Below are 18,282 nucleotides of genomic sequence, written 5' to 3'. Positions count from 1 at the left end.
GCCGGGTGGCGGCTTCGCCTTACCCGGCCTACATTTTATCCCCTCTCCCTGTGGGAGAGGGTTAGGGTGAGGGCTACAGGCCGCACTACACCACCCACTCGCCCCCTTCAACTCCATTCACCCGCAGCGTACGTTTTTCCTCCGCCGGTAATGATACCTTCAGCGCCTTCCATGCCGGACGATAGTCGCCGCGAGCGTTCACCTTCAGGTTGATACTTGCGCCATCACACACCATTTCCCATTCCACCCACAGCGCATTGCCGTTCAGGTAGCCCCAGCTTTCACCGTCGTCTTCAAACAGCAGCCCCGAGGTTGTGCCGACGCCTTTCACCGGGAACAGCTTCAGCTCACGGGTATCGTCTTTATCGGCGCTCACGTGACGGATGCGCTCGCTGAGCGGCAGACCGGCCCCGGCGCGCACCAGCAGCGGCAGTCTTTCCAGCGGCGCATCCAGGACGATGGATTGCCCGCCTGCATACCACGCGTGAGTGTAAAAATCGTACCAGCCCGTTTCGTTATCCGGCAGCCAGACGCGGCGCTCGCGCTGCCCGGCTTCGACGACGCTGGCGACCAGCAGGTCGCGGCCCAGCAGGAAGTCGTCGCACTCTTTGAAGGTTTGCGCATCGTGCTCGTGGTCGAGGAAGGTCGGGCGCAGCATCGGTTCGTCGTCGGCGTGCGCCTGCCAGAGCAGGGTGTAAAGATACGGCAGCAGGCGGTAGCGCAGCTCAATCGCGCCGCGGATGGCAGGCGTGACGCCCGGATACATCCACGGCTCGTTCACCGTGTGGTCATCGTTCCACGAGTGAATGGTAAAGCGCGGGTGCATCACGCCGTTCTGTACCCAGCGCACGAACAGCTCGGCATCCGGCTTGTTGCCGGAGAAACCGCCGACATCGTGACCGACGTTGAACAGTCCGGACAGGCTCATGCCCAGCCCCATGCGGATGTTATAACGCAGGGTGTCCCAGTTGGTGCGGTTGTCGCCGCTCCAGGTCTGAACGTAGCGCTGCATCCCGGCGCAGCCGGAGCGGGAGATCAGATACGGACGTTTCTCCGGCGCAAAGCGCTGCTGGGCCTCCAGCGAAGCGCGCATCATCAGCAGCGGCATCACCGGGCGAATGTGCTTGATGGCGATCTCCTGGCCGAAGCCATAGCAGCGCGCTTCCCCGTCCCACACTTCATACTCGTTGTTGTCGTTCCAGGTGGAGTCGATGCCCATCTCCAGCAGCTGCGTGGTCACGCCGTTCTGCCACCACTGCACCGTCTGCGGGTTGGTGAAGTCGAGGTGCGATCCTTCGTCATCCCAGAAGCTGGAACGTTCAGGCGCATCGGTTTCTGAATCGCGAATGAACAGGCCGCGTTCCGCCACTTCGCTGTAGCGGGGATGATCCTGCAACAGACAAGGCTTGATGTTGGCCGCAAGCCGCAGCCCCGCGTCGTGGAACGCCTGGCTCATCACCTTCGGCTGCGGCACTTTGTCGTAGTTCCAGTTAAAGACGTAGCGCTTGCCGTTAATCGAGGTATAGCCGGAGGAGAGCTGGAACGAGTCGCACGGAATGGCATGCTCTTCGCACAGGCGAATAAAGTTCATCAGCTGATTCTGCGCGTCCGGCGCGTCGGTGTAGTGCATGGTTGAGCCGCTGTAGCCCAGGCTCCATTTCGGTCCGAACAGCGTTTTTCCGGTCAGGCGAACAAAGGCTTTAGTGACGTCCAGCACGCGCTTGCCGGTAAAGATGTAGTAATCGATATCGCCCGCTTCCGCCTGCCAGCGGCGGTAGGCGGTGTGATAGTTGTCGATCTCGTTACCCAGATCCAGCCAGCAGCTGCTCAGGTTATCGTAGAACAGACCGTAGCTCACATCATCGCGACGGGTGAGGGTGAACGGGATGTGCTTGTACAGCGGATCGGTGCTGGCCGCGTTATAGCCCATCGCGTCCAGGTTACGCATCTCGTAGCGTTTGCCGTTGCGCTGTAAATCGCCCGCTTTCTCACCCAGACCGTAAAAACGTTCATCCTTACGGCGGCTGAGATAGTGCGCCACGCCGTCACCGTGGGCGTTCAGCAGGTAGGCGCTGGTCGGGCGGTCATTGACCAGCGGCTGCCACTCGCCCGCGTCATTGCGGTAGTGCCACTCCAGCCACAGCGGCTGGTGGACGGTGACGCGCAGCTGCTCGGTTGCCACGGTTAACGTATCGTCCTGCTGCGTCAGCGTCCAGGCGGGGCAGGAGAAGCCGCTGATATCGTCACGACGGCGACCTTCCCACGGCACGTCTTTTTCCGGTGCGATGCTCCAGGTGCGGTCCAGCGCCAGCTCGCCTTTACGCTTGATCAGCACGCGGAACAGGTTCTCTTCCAGCACATACAGGCACAGGCAGTGCTGGCTATCGACCAGCAGTTCCAGATGGTTTGCCGACTGCGTATCAAGGGTCCAGTTTTTCAGGGTTTTCATATGCAATACATCCACTATCAGGCGCGCTTCGCGCGACGTTCAGCAATAAATGCTACCAGGAAGAGAGCGCCAATCAGGTCAAAGAAGCCCATGGCGATAAAGAGCGGGTTAAAGCCGATTTTGTCGGCGGTCACACCGATTAACAGCGAGAACAGGAAGCTGGCGATCCACGCCGCCGAGCCGCGCATGCCGTTGACGGTCGCCATCTGGCCTTTGTCGAATGACTCCACGACCAGGGCGCTGAGCATGCAGGAGATGATCTGGTGCCCGAAGCCGCCGATGGAGATCAGCACGATGGTGATATACGGGTCGCGGGTAATGGCCACGATGGCCAGCGAGATCATCAGGAACGCGCCGGTCACGGAGCTGGCGACAACCGAGTTCACGCGGGAGCAGCCGAACAGGCGGGTATACAGACGCGTCAGGTAGCCGCTCGCCACGCTGCCGAGGTCGGCGGCGAGGAACGGCAGCCAGGCAAACATCGCAATCTGCTTCAGGTCCATGCCGTGCTCTTTGGCGAGGTACAGCGGCACCCAGAAGCTCAGCACCGCCCAGGCGGGTTCTGCCATAAAGGCCGGAATGGCGATACCGTAGAAACGTTTGTTTTTTGAAACGGTTTTCAGCGCGGTCAGGAAGGGCAATTTGACCGGCGCTGGTTCGTTATCCTGCTTGATAAACGCCAGCTCGTCCTTGCTCAGGTTCGGGTGCTGCTCGGGGTTGTGGTAGAACGCCCACCAGAGGATCACCCACAGCAGCGCCAGCACGCCGGTAAACATAAACGCGCCCTGCCAGCCGAACGAGGCGTGAGCAAAGTAGATGATAGGCGGAGCCAGCATCGCGCCGATGGAGAAGCCCACGCCTGCCCAGCCAGCAGCAACGGGACGCTCTGATTTCGGGAACCATTCGCCGATGGTTTTGGCGTTCGCCGGGGTGGCAGCGGCTTCTGAAGCCCCCATAAAGAAGCGCAGTATGGCCAGGTGCAGCCAGCTTCCGGCGCCCGCGTGGAAAATACACATCAGCGCCCAGATCCCGGCGCAGACCATAAAGCCAATCTTCAGGCCAATGACGTCAATCAGCCAGCCGCACAGGGGCTGGAAAATGGTATAGGCGATCTGAAACGCGCCGACGATCCAGGAGTATTGCTCGGTGGTGATCCCGAGGCTCTCTTTCAGCTCCGGAGCGAGAATACCTAAGGAATTTCGGGTGATGTAGTTAACGGTGACGCCCAGCAAGAATAGCACCAGCACGTACCAGCGCAGGTTCTTGATGACGCGACGGGTTTTGCTTGTCGCAATGGTGTTATTGATGTCCTGACTCATTTTACTCTCCACAAGACGGACGGTAAGGGGACGGAGGTTCAGGTGTCACACAGATTGTTATGCCTTTGATTTCAATCCGCTTATAATGCTTAAGTTGCTATACAACTAGTATGGAAGTTGTGTGACAAGTTCACCTTAAGGAAGAAAATGAGTGGGCAAAAGTGGATTTTGTGCAAAATTTCTCATAACCGACGAAAACACTCTGGCATGATGGCATTCACGTCAGTTATTGCCTGACACACACGCTATGAAAATTTTTTCATTTCGCAAATGGAGCCAGATCACAAAATGGACAAAAGGCTAAAAATCACCGAAATCGCGGCCCGTACGCAGCTCTCCATCAGCACCGTGTCGCGGGTGCTGGCGGGGAAAGCGAATACCAGCGAAAAAGCGCGTGCAAAGGTGCTGGCGTGCGCGCGCGAGCTGGGGGTAATGGACGGCATGGCGGCAGGGCGTCTGCTGCTTAACAGCCTGGTGGTTTTTGCCCCGCAGCGCGCTTTCGACGAGCGGTCCGACATCTTTTACTACCGCGTGATCCAGAGCGTGAGCAAAGCACTTGCCTCCCACGAGGTCCGGTTGCGCTACTGCGCGCTGGAGGAGAACGACAGCGACGCCCAGCTGTTTCTGGCGCGGATGAACGAGCCGGATACGCAGGCGGCCATTCTTCTTGGTATTGACGATCCGCATATCCACGATCTGGCGGTGGACGTGGGCAAACCCTGCATGCTGATTAACTGCCGCGACCGGCACATGCGTCTGCCTGCCGTTGCGCCGGATCACCGCGCCATCGGCGAGCGGGCGGCGGAGTACCTGTTCGAGATGGGACACCGCGAGGTGATGAACGTGCTGTGCCTGCGTCGCTACACGATGGAGCTGCGCCTGTCGGGGATCCGCGACGCGTGGCAGTCCCACAACCTGGCGTTCAACGACAAGCGCGATCTGCTGGTGGTGCCGAGCTTCAGCGCCAGAGAGACGGAGCAGCTGGTGAGCGATTGGCTAAATCAGCAGCAGGGAAAAGACCTGCCGACGGCGTTCCTGGTTGGCGGCGACTTTATGGCGGCGGGCACCATCAGCGCCTTACAAAACCACGGCCTGCGCGTGCCGCAGGACGTCTCGGTGATGAGCATCGACGGCTTTAACCTGGCGGCGATTCAGGATGTTCCATTAACAGCCGTGCATGTTCCCCGCGATGAGCTGGGAACGGAAGCGGTACACATGCTCCAGCAGCGGCTTATGCGCCTGGACGCGCCGGTAGGCACATTGCTGCTGAACGGCACGCTGGCCGTGCGGGAATCGGTACGGCGGATACGTCAGGGGAAACGACGCACCGCCGTGGAGCGGGAAGGGCTGTATGACAGCTAGACCATGCCCAGCGCGCGTTTGCCGTGGATGTTGAGATCGTTCACGGTAAAGCGGTCCTGCCAGGTTTTTTCATAATCCTCGCGCGGAAAGTCTCCCGGCGACGCGCCGGTTTCCAGCGCTTCCTTGACCTTCTTCGCATAGGCGAGGTTTTTCTCGCACATCGGTGCGGCGGGGATGTACATCACGTTGCCCCAGCCCTGCTGATCTTCCACCGGCGCGACGGAGTGGATCACATCGCAGTGCCACCACACCGAATCACCCGCCTCCAGCGCAGGAATGCTGGTCAGCGCCTCGATAAGCAGCGGGTGCCACTTCTCGGAAACCGGCAGCACGCGCCCAGGCGCCACGCCGCACAGCTCGTCCTCCGGCACGTCGTCCAGCAGCGGACGCAGCAGAATATAGGCCATTGCTTCCGGGATCGGCACCACGTGCAGCAGCCCCTGGCCGGGGATCATGTCCGACAGCGCCGTCCAGCCCTGGAAGGTGCGGAACACCGAGCATTTGGTGGTGTTATCGACGGTATACTCTTCCACTTCGGTACGGTGCGCGGCGTTCCACGGATCGTATTTCTCGACGTTGCCGTCAAACACGCGGGCGAAAACCTGCTGGTATGCCGGCAGCAGCCAGCGCTCCAGCGCGCCGGAGTCGGTATGCGCGCCCAGCCCTTTCGAGGTGGTTCCCGGCGGACGGCGGCGGATACGATCCGGGTAAATCACGCTCACGTCCGGGTCGAACCACTGCTTGCCGTTGCTCTCGAACGTCCATAAGCGGTTCAGGAACGACTGCACCTGCGCCATCTCTTCGCTCTGACGCGCCTGCATTTGCGCCTGCGACCAGTAGATCGGGTAAATCTCCGGACGGGAGGCGGTCAGGGTGCCGAAGAAGTTATCGCCTGGCCCTTTGTACACCTCGTCAAACTTGTTCAGATCGAGGTAGTCGAGCATCGACTGATCCCACGCCAGCGCCTGCTCGCGCGGGAAGTGACCTTTAATCACCGCGCAGCCGCGGCGCTTAACGGCCTCGCGCTGCGCGTCGGTAATCGTGCCGTTTTTCACATCGTTAAAAGGAATTACCGGCCAGACGGATTCACCTTTATTTTTGAGGGCGTTAATTTCCGCCACGCGGGTGGCAATGCTGTCGCTGAGCTTGTCGAACACCGCCTGCACGTCGCCGATCTGCGCGCGTAATTCACGTTTCAACTCACGGATTGCCGCTTTGTGATCCGCCGGCAAGGTTTCACTGGTAAAGGTCATAACTGCCTCGCATCTTTCATTCGAAAGTAAAAGTATCTACAAGCGATACTTTAAGTTAAAAATAAGTTAATGCAAGTTTAAAAACTTGACGTGCGCCACAGGACGGGAAAATGAGTGAGGGTGCCGGAGCAGGGCTCCGGCGAGAAGAGGATCAGGCGTCGAACGGGGAGTGCGCGTCGAGCACGGCCTGAATGACGTTCAGCGCGCCGTGATGGTTGTTGTCATCGGTGCTGTAGCGGCTGATTTCTTTGATGCTCTCTGCCGCGTTGCCCATCGCAAAGGAATATTTCACCAGCTTCAGCATCTCGGCATCGTTGCCGCTGTCGCCAATGGCCACGCACTCTTGCGGAGAGATTTTCCAGCGCTTCAGCAGGCGGCTGATGCCGTTAGCTTTGTGCAGGCCGGGGATAATCAAATCGACAAAACCGAAGCCGCTGGTGACGGGCTTCATGATGCCGTCCAGGGAGACATGCAGTTTATCGACCAGGTTCGGGATATCGCTGTCCGGCAGGTTCAGGGAGAACTTAAACAGCACGTCGTCAATTTCGCGGTAATCGCTGATGCGCTTTAAGCGGTGATAGTGCTTTGACATCAGCGCCACGAACGCGTCAGGGGCCTGGTCGCTGACGTAGGCACTCTCCAGCCCGCAGGCCACAAAGTTCAGCCCTTTGTCTTTCAGCAGTTCGCCAATCACGATCTGCGACTCATGGCGGGTCAGTTCGCCGTGGAAAATCTGTTCGCCGTGATCGAAGACCAGCGCGCCGTTTTCCGCCACGAAGGAGATTTGATCCTTCAGTTCCGGGAAAAACGAGATGAGCTGGTAATACTGGTTGCCGCTGGCGACAACAAATTCAATGTTGCGGGCTTTAAGCTGTTTAAACTGTGCCTGGAAGCGGTCACGATCGTACTGCTTGGCATCATCAAGGAAAGTTCCGTCCATATCGGTGACGATAACTTTTACGGTCATACTGTGCTCCTGGGTCACTGCGTTTTGAAACATTCTAATAACAAGGTGACGGGGAGCACAAATTTAATTTCATTCGAAAGTAAAAGCAAAACGGCAACCGAGGTTGCCGTTTTTAGTGTTTTCTCCCTCTCCCTCAAGGGAGAGGGGATACACTATTACAGCGTATGCTCAGTACGGGCGATAATATCGTCCTGCGCATCCGGCGACAGGGCGGTGAAGAACGCCGAGTAGCCCGCCACGCGCACCACCAGGTCACGATACTGATCCGGGTGTTTCTTCGCCTCCAGCAGCGTTTCGCGCGAGACGATGTTGTACTGGATATGCCAGCCCTTATGCACCTCGAAGAAGGTGCGCAGCAGCACCATCAGCTTCTGGCGATCGCTGTCGTTTTCCAGCGTTGACGGGTTCAGCTTCTGGTTCAGCAGCACGCCGCCGAGAATCGCTTCCGTCGGCAGTTTGCCCACCGAGCCAATCACCGCCGTCGGGCCGAGGTGGTCGGTACCGGAAGCCGGGCTGGCCCCTTCCGCCAGCGGGGTATGCGCCTTACGTCCGTCCGGTGTCGCCATCGTCGCCGCGCCAAACGGCACGTTCGCGGAGATAGAAGAAGTACCCGCGTAATAGTTACCGCCAATCGGGCCGCGGCCGTAGCGCGGGTTATGGTACTGCTTCAGCTCTTCAATGTAGGTCTGATAGGCGCGGGTCAGCAGCATATCCACGCTGTCGTCGTCGTTGCCGTACTTCGGCGCGCCGTTGATCAGGCGCTGGCGCAGCTGCTCGTGGGTCAGCCCGTCGAAATCATCCGCCAGCGCCGCCGCCAGCTGCTGCTGGCCGATAACACCCTGGTCAAACACCAGCTTCTTCACCGCCGCCAGGCTGTTGCCGAGGTTGGCGATCCCCACCTGTAGGCCGGAAACCCAGTCATACTTCGCGCCGCCTTGCTTAATGCTTTTCGCGCGCTCGATGCAGTCGTCAACCAGCGCCGAGCAGAGAATATCGTGGACGTTCTCTTCCAGCATAGTATCCACCACGTATTCAATTTCGATGGATTTGCGGGTGTAGTAGCGGATCTGGGTGTCCCACGCCGCCATCACCTCCTCGAAGTTATCGAAGTTACCGGCAGAGAGGGCTTTCTCCTGCGGCAGGAACACCTTGCCGCTGGTGGCGTCGCGGCCGCCTTCCAGCGCGGCCAGCATCACGCGGGCGAAGTTGATAAAGCTCATGCCGGTGCAGCGGTAGCCCCATTTGCCGCCCACCGCGGTTTCGATACAGCCAATGGCCGCGTAGTCGTAGGCGTCGTCGCGTTCAACGCCGAGCTTGATGAATTCCGGAATGACGATTTCGTCGTTGTTAAAGGCCGGCATGCCGAAACCGCAGCGGATCACCTGCACGCAGGCGTCGAGGAAGTCGTTGCTCATGCCCGCGTGGTAGCGCACGCTCAGGTTTGGCTGGGTGGAGCGCAGGCGGCCGCAGGATTCGAGGATCGCGTAGGAGAGCGGGTTGACCGCGTCCATTGGCTCGCCGTTGACCAGCTTCTGGCCGCCGATGGTGACGTTCTGATACAGCGGGCTGCCCGCCGAGGCTTTGGAGTGCGAGCCGGAGCGGATTTTGTTCACCTCCAGCAGCTTCAGCCAGCAGCTGTGCAGCAGCTCGATGGCGTGCTCGCGATCCAGGCTCTGGTCCAGCTCCACGTCGCGGCGATAGTACGGGTAAAGGTACTGGTCCATACGGGCGAAGGAAACGGAGTGACCGTTGGACTCAATTTGCAGGATTAGCTGAATGAAGTAGCACAGCTGTAGCGCCTGCCAGAAGGTTTTTGGCGGCTCGTGAGCAATCACGTCGCAGTTTTCTGCCATTGCCAGCAGCTCGTCGCGGCGGCTTTCGCGGGTTTCGGTCGCGGCCATCTCGCGCGCCAGATCGGCGAAGCGTTTGATGTGCAGGCTGACGGCTTCCAGCACGATATCAATGGCTTTCAGGAACTGATCGCCGTGCAGGTCTTCCAGCACCGTCAGGTTGATGCGTGAGCGGCGCTCGGCCACTTTCGCGCGCAGGCCGTCGAGCCCTTTCTCCAGCACCAGCGGGAAATTCACCGCCAGGTGTGCGTCACCGGAGGTCATGTTACCTTCCGCTTTGATGATGCCGGTTTCCAGCAGGCCCTTCTGCTCGTCGGTAAACATACCGTAGCAGCGATCCTGCACCGTCTGGCCGCGCCACCACGGGCAGATCGCATGCAGCACGCGCTTGTTCTCTTCGCTCACCGCAAAGCCCGCGCCCGGACGGTCCGCCAGATCGTCAATCTCTTTCTCAACCCAGGAGACGGTATATTCCGGGAAGATCGGCGCGGCACGCACTTCGCTGGCCTGGTTACCGATAATCAGCTCATCGTGCTTGATCCAGATGGTGCGCTTGGCCAGGTGGTGGGCGAGGGCCAGCGCGCGGCGCACCGGGATCGGCTTGTCCATGTGCTGCTGGTACATTTCGGTGTAATGCTGGGCGCGCTCGGTACAGACCGGCGGCTTCACGATATGCACCAGGGCCGTTTTGTGCGCCTTAATGCGCTCGCTGAGGGTGTTGAGATTCAGGGTGGTCATAAGTTTATCCTCGTAAGGTCGCGGTTAACCCTTTCTGGCAGGCATACTGCTGTGCGAAGTCCAGCAGGGCAGGGTTATCCAGCGGTTTGTCAGGGGCAGAGTAGGGTTGGCCGAGCAGGGTGTATTTGTTCATGCCCAGCGTGTGATACGGCAGAAAATGAATATCATCGACGCCGAGTTCATCGGCGGCGAAATTGGTAATGGCGGTAACGGACGCTTCATCGGCGTTAAAGCCCTGGATCAGCGGCACGCGGATGGTGATCGTTTTCCCGGCGGCGGCCAGGCGTTTCAGGTTGTCCAGGATGCGCTTAGCCGAACCGTCCGTCCACTGCTTGAAAACATCTCCGTCGACATGCTTCAGGTCGGCGAGGAACAGATCGACGTACGGTAATGACGGCTCGATATAGTGCCAGGGCACGTGAAGGCAGGTTTCAACGGCGGTATGAATGCCTTGTTCATGGCTGGCTTTAAACAGGGCGTGCGCCAGGTCAGGATTCATAAACGGCTCGCCGCCGGAAAGGGTGATCCCGCCGCCGCTGCGGTCGTAGAAGGGCTTGTCTCGCAGCACGGTGGCCATAATCTCCTCCACCTGCTTCTCTTCACCGCAGACGGTAAGCGCCTGGGTCGGACAGCAGTCGGTGAGGGCAGTGAGCGTCTCGTCGTTAAGCTTCTCACGATGAATGACCAGCCCGTTCAGCGCGCGTTCAACACACCCCGGCGCGGCCTGCTGACACAGTTCACAGCCGTCCAGGCACAGACGCGCATCAAACAGCACGTCCCGGCTGCGGGAGCGGCTTTCCGGGTTCTGACACCAGCGACAGCCCAGCGAGCAGCCTTTCAGGAATACCACGGTTCGAATACCTGGGCCGTCGTGGGTGGAGTAACGCTGTATATTGAAGATCATTTTTTTGCCCTCTGATTACATATGAAGATTAAATTACTTTCGAATGAAAGTTATCTTGATATGGGTCAATTCCTGAGCAGGTTTTGCTGTGATAGGGTAAGTGCAGGCTAAATTTGAGGGTGACATCATGGAACTTTATCTCGACACATCTGACGTTGCGGCAGTCAAAAAGCTGGCGCGTATCTTCCCGCTGGCGGGCGTGACCACTAACCCAAGCATTGTGGCGGCGGGTAAAACCCCCCTGGAAGAGCTGCTGCCCGCGCTGCACGACGCGCTGGGCGGCAGGGGCCGGCTGTTCGCTCAGGTGATGGCGAAGACTGCCGAGGGGATGGTGGAAGACGCACGTAAGCTGCGCGCGATAATCAATGACCTGGTGGTGAAAGTGCCCGTGACCGCTGAAGGGCTGGCGGCGATCAAGATGCTGAAAGCGGAAGGGATCCCGACGCTGGGTACGGCGGTGTACGGTGCCGCGCAGGGGATGTTGTCCGCACTGGCGGGGGCTGAGTATGTGGCCCCTTACGTGAACCGCGTGGACGCGCAGGGCGGGGACGGGATCCAGACGGTGGTCGAACTGCAACAGTTGCTGACCCTGCACGCGCCGCAGTCAAAGGTGCTGGCCGCGAGCTTTAAAACCCCGCGCCAGGCGCTGGACTGCCTGCTGGCAGGGTGCGAGTCCATCACGCTGCCGCTGGACGTGGCGCAGCAGTTTATTACCTCTCCGGCGGTGGATGCGGCAATTGTGAAGTTTGAGCAGGACTGGCAGGGGGCGTTTGGGCGGACGTCTATTTGATGGGTGTGGCCTGATGCCCTCACCCCAACCCTCTCCCACAGGGAGAGGGAGCAAACACTAAAACGGCAACCTGAAGGTTGCCGTTTGCTTTAACCTTCGCACACCTCACACCCGGGATTACGCATTAGCTTCATCTCGCGAAACTGGCAGGTCATCGCGTCATACATCACGATTTTACCCGCGGCGGGCGTGCCATAGTGCGCCAGCACTTTGATCGCCTCCATGGCCTGCAAGGAACCGATAACGCCAACCAGCGGCGCCATTACGCCCGCCTCGACGCAGGTGAGGGCATTCTCGCCAAACAGACGGCTCAGGCAGCGGTAGCAGGGCTCTCCTTCAGCGTAGGTGAAGACGGTGATTTGCCCCTCCATGCGGATGGCCGCGCCGGAAATCAGCGGCGTTTTATGGGCAAAGCAGCCCGCATTGAGCTGGTTGCGAATGGCGACGTTATCGGTGCAGTCCAGCACCAGGTCATGCCGTGCAATCTGCGCAAACAGCGCGTCGTCATCCAGCATCGCGTCAATCAGGGTGAACTGAACGTTGGGGTTAATGCGCGCCAGCGCCGTGCGTGCTGATTCCACTTTAGGCTGACCGACCGTCGCGTCGCTGTGCAGCGTCTGGCGTTGCAGGTTGGACACCGACACGGTGTCGAAATCCAGCAGCGTCATGCTGCCGACGCCCGCCGCAGCCAGGTATTGTGCTGCCGCGCAGCCCAGCCCGCCAAGACCAACAACCAGCACGCTGGCCGCCTTGAGCGCCTCCTGACCCTCGAAATCAAACCCGCGCAGCACGATCTGGCGGTTATAGCGCATCATCTCCGGGTCGCTCAGTTCCATCGTCATGTCAGCCTCCGAACAGGTGGTTAAAGCGTTCCACTTCAACCCATTCGCCCGCCTCAACGTGGCCGCGATCGCGCTCCAGCACGATAAAGCAGTTACCCTGGCTGAAGGAGCTAAAGATGTGCGAACCCTGATGCCCGGTGGTGCTCACCTCCAGCTCGCCGTCGGCGTTGCGCGCCAGAATGCCGCGCTGGAAATCGAGACGGCCCGGTGATTTTTTGAGGCGCGTTGCCGCCCGCACGCGCACACGTTCCGGCAGCGGGCTGGCATTGTTGCCTGAAAGCTTAGCCAGCAGCGGGATCACCAGCTGGTAGAAGGTCAGCGCGGCAGAGACCGGGTTACCCGGCAGGCCACAGAACCAGCTGTGCGGAAGTTTACCAAACGCGAACGGTTTGCCCGGCTTAATCGCCAGCTTCCAGAAGGCGATTTCACCCAGCTCTTCAAGCAAGGTTTTGGTGTAATCCGCTTCGCCAACCGAAACGCCGCCGGAGCTGATCACCACGTCGGCAGAGGCGTCAGCGTCGATAAACGCCGCGCGCAGTTTTTGCGGATCGTCAGGAATGATACCGAGGTTAATCACCTCGCAGCCCAGCTGCTCAAGCATCAGGTGCACCGCCAGACGGTTGGTGTCGTAAATCTGCCCCTCGTTCAGCGGCTGACCCGGAAGCTGTAGCTCGTCTCCCGTGGAGAACACCGCCACGCGCACTTTGCGGACCACGTCAATCTCCGCGATGCCAAGCGATGCCAGCACCGGCAGTTCGGCGACCGTCAGCTTTTGCCCGGCGGCAAAGACCGTTGCGCCCAGGGTAATATCTTCCCCGATATGGCGGATATTTTGTCCCGCTTTGACGCTGGCGGTAAAACGCACGCCGTCGTCCGTTTGTTCGGTCTCTTCCTGCATCACCACGGCTTCACAGCCCTTTGGCACCGGCGCGCCGGTCATAATACGCACGCAGGTGCCCGCTGGCCACTCACCGTTGAACGGCTGCCCGGCAAACGCTTTACCTGCCACCGGCAGCGGCTGACCCGTTTGCAGATCCGCCAGACGTACGGCATAGCCGTCCATCGCCGCGTTATTGAACCCCGGCACGTTCAGCGGCGAGACGATATCGCGCGCGGCAATACGGCCAAAACAGCGCACAAGCGGCAGCGTCTCAACGTCGTGCAGGGGAGTAATACGATCAAGCATCTGCGAGAGTGCCGTCTCAAGCGGCATCAGTCCGGCGGTAAAATCCATGGTGGGCTCCTGCGGAGTAACAACGAAAGCGCTCATTATGGCAGAAAAGTGCGGCTAACTGTATGACCCGATGGGTGTACGCTTTACATCACAGTTGCGTCTTTCTATATTCAAAAATCATCTGAAGATTCGTCGACGATAATGATATTTATAGAAAAAGCAGCCAGCCAGGCTGATGGGTGATGCGAAATGAGTAAAGCGGTTATCGCAATTCATGGCGGTGCCGGGGCAATCACCCGTGCACAGCTCAGTCCCGAGCAGGAGAAGCGTTATATCGATGCGCTGAACGTCATTGTGGAAACAGGCCAGCGGATGCTGGAAGCGGGCGACAGCGCGCTGGACGTGGTGACCGAAGCGGTGCGTCTGCTGGAGGAGTGTCCGCTGTTTAATGCCGGTATTGGCTCGGTCTTTACGCGCGATGAAACGCACGAGCTGGATGCCTGCGTGATGGACGGCGTCACCCTGAAAGCGGGCGCGGTAGCGGGCGTCAGTCGTCTGCGTAATCCGGTGCTGGCCGCGCGTCTGGTGATGGAACAAAGCCCGCATGTGCTGCTGGCCGGGGCGGGGGCGGAAAAATTTGCCGTCGAGCACGGTATGGACACGGTCTCGCCCGAGCTTTTTTCCACCGAGGAGCGTTACCGGCAACTGCTGGAGGCCCGTACAGCGGGGATGACGCAGCTGGACCATGCCGCGCCGCTCGATGAACGCAGCAAAATGGGCACGGTAGGCGCGGTGGCGCTGGATAAAGCCGGTAACCTCGCCGCCGCGACGTCGACAGGCGGCATCACCAACAAACTTCCCGGTCGCGTCGGCGACAGCCCGATGCCGGGGGCCGGGTGTTACGCCAATAACGCCACCGCGGCGGTGTCATGCACCGGCACCGGCGAAGTGTTTATCCGCGCGCTGGCGGCCTACGACATTACCGCACTAATGGATTACGGCGGATTAAGCCTGAGTGAAGCCTGCGAGCGGGTAGTGATGGAGAAACTGCCGGCGCTGGGCGGGATTGGCGGCTTAATTGCGGTGGATCGGGAGGGCAACGTGGCTCTGCCGTTCAACAGTGAAGGAATGTACCGGGCGTGGGGGTATGCCGGCGATGCGCCCAGCACAGGCATTTATCGTGAATAAGGGGGCATTGCGTGCCGCACCGTGAAGAGCTGGACAACTGCGAAGTGCTGGCTGTCCACCAACTGAATATTGCGTTTCAGGAAGAGTGGCAGTTCATCCCCGCAGTACAGAATTTATCGTTTTCGCTCAGGCGCGGCGAGACGCTGGCGATTGTTGGCGAATCAGGTTCTGGTAAATCCGTTACCGCGCTGGCGCTGATGCGTCTGCTTGAGCAGACGGGCGGGCAGGTCACCAGCGAGCGTATGCTGTTGCGCCGTCGCAACCGTCAGGTTATCGATCTCAACGAGCTGAGCGCGTCCCGGATGCAGGGTGTGCGCGGGGCAGATATTGCGATGATTTTTCAGGAGCCGATGACCTCCCTGAACCCGGTTTTCCCGGTGGGCGAGCAGATTGCCGAATCTATCCGCCTGCATCAGGGACTGAGCGGTGATGAGGCGCTCAGGGAGGCCCGACGCATGCTGGAGCTGGTGCGCATTCCGGAGGCGCAGGCCATCCTGGGCCGCTACCCGCATCAGCTTTCCGGCGGCATGCGCCAGCGGGTGATGATTGCGATGGCGCTGTCGTGCCGTCCGGCGGTACTCATTGCGGACGAACCCACCACGGCGCTGGATGTCACCATTCAGGCCCAGATCCTGCAACTGATTAAGGTGTTGCAGCAGGAGATGGAGATGGGGGTGATTTTCATCACCCACGATATGGGGGTGGTGGCGGACATTGCCGATCGGGTGCTGGTTATGCATCAGGGCAATGCCGTGGAAACCGGCACGGTGGAGCAGGTCTTTCATGCGCCGGTGCATTCTTATACCAAAGCGCTGCTGGCGGCGGTCCCGCGTCTGGGGGCCATGAATGGCAGTGATTTTCCGCGCCGTTTTCCGCTGATCTCACAGACCGAACAGGGTAAGCAGGAAGACGAAACCGAGCAGGATACGGTGGTTCCCGGCAGGCCAATCCTCGAAGTGCGTGACCTGGTGACCCGTTTCCCGCTGCGTAGCGGGATCCTCAATCGCGTGAAGCGCGAAGTGCATGCGGTTGAAAACGTCAGTTTTGATCTCTGGCCGGGCGAAACGCTGGCGCTGGTGGGGGAGTCCGGCTGCGGTAAATCCACCACCGGACGGGCGCTGCTCAGGCTGGTGGCGTCGCAGGAGGGGAGCATCACCTTCAACGGTGAGCGCATCGACACGCTACCTAACAGTAAATTGCAGGCGGTACGCCGGGATATTCAGTTTATATTCCAGGATCCTTATGCGTCGCTCGATCCGCGCCATACGGTGGGGTACTCGATTATGGAGCCGCTGCGGGTGCATAACCTGCTCGACGGTGAAGCCGCGCAGCGCCGCGTCGCGTGGCTGCTGGAGCGCGTGGGCCTGAAGCCGGAGCATGCCTGGCGTTATCCGCACGAATTTTCTGGCGGTCAGCGACAGCGTATCTGCATAGCCCGGGCATTAGCCCTGAATCCTAAGGTGGTGATTGCGGATGAGTCCGTGTCAGCGCTGGATGTCTCCATCCGCGCGCAAATCATCAATCTCCTGCTCGATTTACAGCGGGATTTAGGCATTGCGTTTCTGTTTATCTCCCACGATATGGCGGTGGTGGAGCGGATCAGCCATCGCGTGGCGGTGATGTACATGGGGCAAATAGTTGAAATCGGCCCCCGTCGGGCGGTGTTTGAAAACCCGCAGCACCCGTACACCCGCAAGCTGATGGCCGCCGTACCGGTTGCCGATCCTGAGCATCGTCACGCCCAGCGCGTGCTGTTGCAGGACGAAATGCCGAGCAATATTCGTAAACGGGGCGAAACCCTTGAGCGCGTGGCGCTGCGTGAGGTGGGTCCCGGTCATTTTGTCGCACCACCGCGTCAGGGCAATGCATTCTCGCGGTTATAACTTACAACAGGCAGGAGAACACAATGGTTCCTTTTGTTGCTCGTCAATGGCTGCTTGCCGCGAGCGTGACGGCTGCGCTGGCCGCCGCCCCCGCGTTCGCGGCGAAAGATGTGGTGGTGGCTGTGGGGTCTAACTTCACGACGCTGGATCCGTATGATGCTAACGACACCCTTTCTCAGGCGGTGGCAAAATCTTTCTACCAGGGGCTGTTCGGCCTGGACCGCGAGATGAAGCTGAAAAACGTGCTGGCGGAAGGCTATACCGTGTCGGACGATGGGCTGGTCTATACCGTTAAGCTCCGTACCGGCGTGAAGTTCCAGGACGGCACCGACTTCAACGCCGAGGCGGTTAAGATCAACCTGGACCGTGCCAGCAATCCGGAGAACGGTCTTAAGCGCTACAACCTGTATAAAAATATCGCCAGCACCGAGGTGGTTGACCCGGCGACGGTGAAGATCGTCCTGAAAGAGCCGTTCTCGGCGTTTATCAATATCCTGGCGCATCCCGCGACGGCGATGATTTCACCCGCTGCCCTGAAAAAATACGGCAAAGAGATTGGCTTCCACCCGGTGGGGACCGGACCGTACGAACTGCTTACCTGGAACCAGACCGATTATGTGAAGGTGAAAAAATTCGCCGGATACTGGCAGCAGGGGCTGCCGAAGCTGGATACAATCACCTGGCGTCCGGTCGTGGACAACAATACCCGTGCCGCGATGTTGCAAACCGGCGAAGCGCAGTTTGCCTTCCCGATCCCTTACGAACAGGCGGCGCTGCTGGCGAAAAACAGCAAGCTGGAGCTGGTGGCCAGCCCGTCGATTATGCAGCGCTACATCAGCATGAACGTCACGCAGAAACCGTTCGATAACCCGAAGGTGCGCGAAGCCATTAACTACGCCATTAACCGTCAGGCGCTGGTGAAGGTGGCCTTTGCCGGTTACGCCACTCCCGCGACGGGCGTGATGCCGCCAGCCATCGAGTATGCGCAGAGCTACCAGCCATGGCCGTACGATCCGGCGAAAGCGCGGGAGCTGCTGAAAGAGGCGGGCTATCCGAACGGCTTTAGCACCACGCTGTGGTCGTCTCATAACCACAGTACCGCGCAGAAGGTGCTGCAATTTACCCAGCAGCAGCTGGCGCAGGTGGGCATTAAAGCCAGGGTCACGGCGATGGATGCCGGACAGCGAGCGGCGGAAGTAGAAGGCAAAGGGCAGAAAGAGAGCGGCGTGCGGATGTTCTACACCGGCTGGACGGCTTCAACCGGTGAAGCGGACTGGTCCCTGTCGCCGCTGTTTGCTTCCCAGAACTGGCCGCCAACGCTGTTCAATACCGCGTTCTACAGTAATCCGCAGGTGGATAAAGATCTGGCCGATGCCCTGAAAACCACCAAACCGGAAGAGAAAGCGCGCCTGTACAAAGAGGCGCAGGACATTATCTGGAAAGAGTCGCCGTGGGTGCCGCTGGTGGTGGAAAAACTGGTCTCAGCCCACAACAAAGCGCTGACCGGTTTTTACATCATGCCGGATACGGGCTTTAGCTTTGATGACGCGGATTTAAAATAAA

At 59.6% G+C, this 18,282-nt stretch carries 13 protein-coding genes; 5 read left to right on the top strand and 8 right to left on the bottom strand.

Annotated elements, in window-relative coordinates; all coding sequences use genetic code 11:
• Positions 1-85 precede the first annotated feature (85 nt).
• On the bottom strand, positions 86-2,449 hold the full coding sequence (locus CU081_RS20730) for a glycoside hydrolase family 31 protein (RefSeq protein ID WP_022650664.1): 2,364 nt from the start codon (positions 2,447-2,449) through the stop codon (positions 86-88).
• Positions 2,450-2,466: 17 nt separating this feature from the next.
• Complete coding sequence (locus CU081_RS20725; protein WP_008501189.1) at positions 2,467-3,768, bottom strand: MFS transporter; 1,302 nt, start codon at positions 3,766-3,768, stop codon at positions 2,467-2,469.
• A gap of 288 nt (positions 3,769-4,056) precedes the next feature.
• Between CU081_RS20725 and CU081_RS20720 the strand changes: the two genes are divergently transcribed.
• A complete protein-coding gene (locus CU081_RS20720; protein ID WP_008501190.1) occupies positions 4,057-5,130 on the top strand; it encodes a LacI family DNA-binding transcriptional regulator in 1,074 nt (357 codons plus the stop codon).
• Here CU081_RS20720 and CU081_RS20715 read toward each other — a convergent pair.
• The 4 genes from CU081_RS20715 to CU081_RS20700 form a co-directional block, all read right to left on the bottom strand.
• Positions 5,127-6,383: a DUF1479 domain-containing protein gene (locus CU081_RS20715; RefSeq protein ID WP_022650665.1), complete on the bottom strand. Its 1,257-nt coding sequence runs from the start codon at positions 6,381-6,383 to the stop codon at positions 5,127-5,129. The genes CU081_RS20720 and CU081_RS20715 overlap by 4 nt on opposite strands.
• Positions 6,384-6,534: 151 nt before the next feature.
• Positions 6,535-7,350, bottom strand: a complete 816-nt coding sequence (locus CU081_RS20710) for a Cof-type HAD-IIB family hydrolase (protein WP_003858430.1) — start codon at positions 7,348-7,350, stop codon at positions 6,535-6,537.
• Positions 7,351-7,505: 155 nt separating this feature from the next.
• The gene (locus tag CU081_RS20705) at positions 7,506-9,938 is read right to left on the bottom strand and encodes a formate C-acetyltransferase/glycerol dehydratase family glycyl radical enzyme (RefSeq protein ID WP_058647487.1); all 2,433 of its coding nucleotides are present in this window, start codon (positions 9,936-9,938) and stop codon (positions 7,506-7,508) included.
• 4 nt (positions 9,939-9,942) lie between these two features.
• A complete protein-coding gene (locus CU081_RS20700; protein ID WP_022650667.1) occupies positions 9,943-10,842 on the bottom strand; it encodes a glycyl-radical enzyme activating protein in 900 nt (299 codons plus the stop codon).
• 127 nt (positions 10,843-10,969) lie between these two features.
• On the opposite strand from CU081_RS20700, the gene fsa reads away from it, so the two are divergent.
• Positions 10,970-11,632, top strand: coding sequence for a fructose-6-phosphate aldolase (fsa, locus tag CU081_RS20695; RefSeq protein ID WP_022650668.1), 663 nt, complete (start codon positions 10,970-10,972; stop codon positions 11,630-11,632).
• 89 nt (positions 11,633-11,721) lie between these two features.
• Here fsa and moeB read toward each other — a convergent pair whose 3' ends face one another.
• A complete protein-coding gene (gene moeB, locus CU081_RS20690) occupies positions 11,722-12,474 on the bottom strand; it encodes a molybdopterin-synthase adenylyltransferase MoeB (RefSeq protein ID WP_022650669.1) in 753 nt (250 codons plus the stop codon).
• A 1-nt stretch (position 12,475) separates the two neighbouring features.
• The gene (gene moeA, locus CU081_RS20685; protein WP_058647488.1) at positions 12,476-13,708 is read right to left on the bottom strand and encodes a molybdopterin molybdotransferase MoeA; all 1,233 of its coding nucleotides are present in this window, start codon (positions 13,706-13,708) and stop codon (positions 12,476-12,478) included.
• Positions 13,709-13,897: 189 nt separating this feature from the next.
• On the opposite strand from moeA, the gene iaaA reads away from it, so the two are divergent.
• From iaaA to gsiB, 3 genes are read left to right on the top strand one after another with little or no spacing between them, the layout of a single operon-like run.
• Complete coding sequence (gene iaaA, locus CU081_RS20680) at positions 13,898-14,836, top strand: beta-aspartyl-peptidase (protein WP_022650671.1); 939 nt, start codon at positions 13,898-13,900, stop codon at positions 14,834-14,836.
• Positions 14,837-14,847: 11 nt separating this feature from the next.
• The gene (gene gsiA, locus CU081_RS20675) at positions 14,848-16,719 is read left to right on the top strand and encodes a glutathione ABC transporter ATP-binding protein GsiA (RefSeq protein WP_022650672.1); all 1,872 of its coding nucleotides are present in this window, start codon (positions 14,848-14,850) and stop codon (positions 16,717-16,719) included.
• A gap of 23 nt (positions 16,720-16,742) precedes the next feature.
• On the top strand, positions 16,743-18,281 hold the full coding sequence (gene gsiB / locus CU081_RS20670) for a glutathione ABC transporter substrate-binding protein GsiB (RefSeq protein ID WP_003858426.1): 1,539 nt from the start codon (positions 16,743-16,745) through the stop codon (positions 18,279-18,281).
• Position 18,282 lies beyond the last annotated feature (1 nt).

It is taken from the genome of Enterobacter sp. CRENT-193, assembly GCF_002787395.1.
Classification (GTDB): Bacteria; Pseudomonadota; Gammaproteobacteria; order Enterobacterales; family Enterobacteriaceae; genus Enterobacter; species Enterobacter hormaechei_C.
This window is presented reverse-complemented; position numbering and strand designations above follow the sequence as displayed.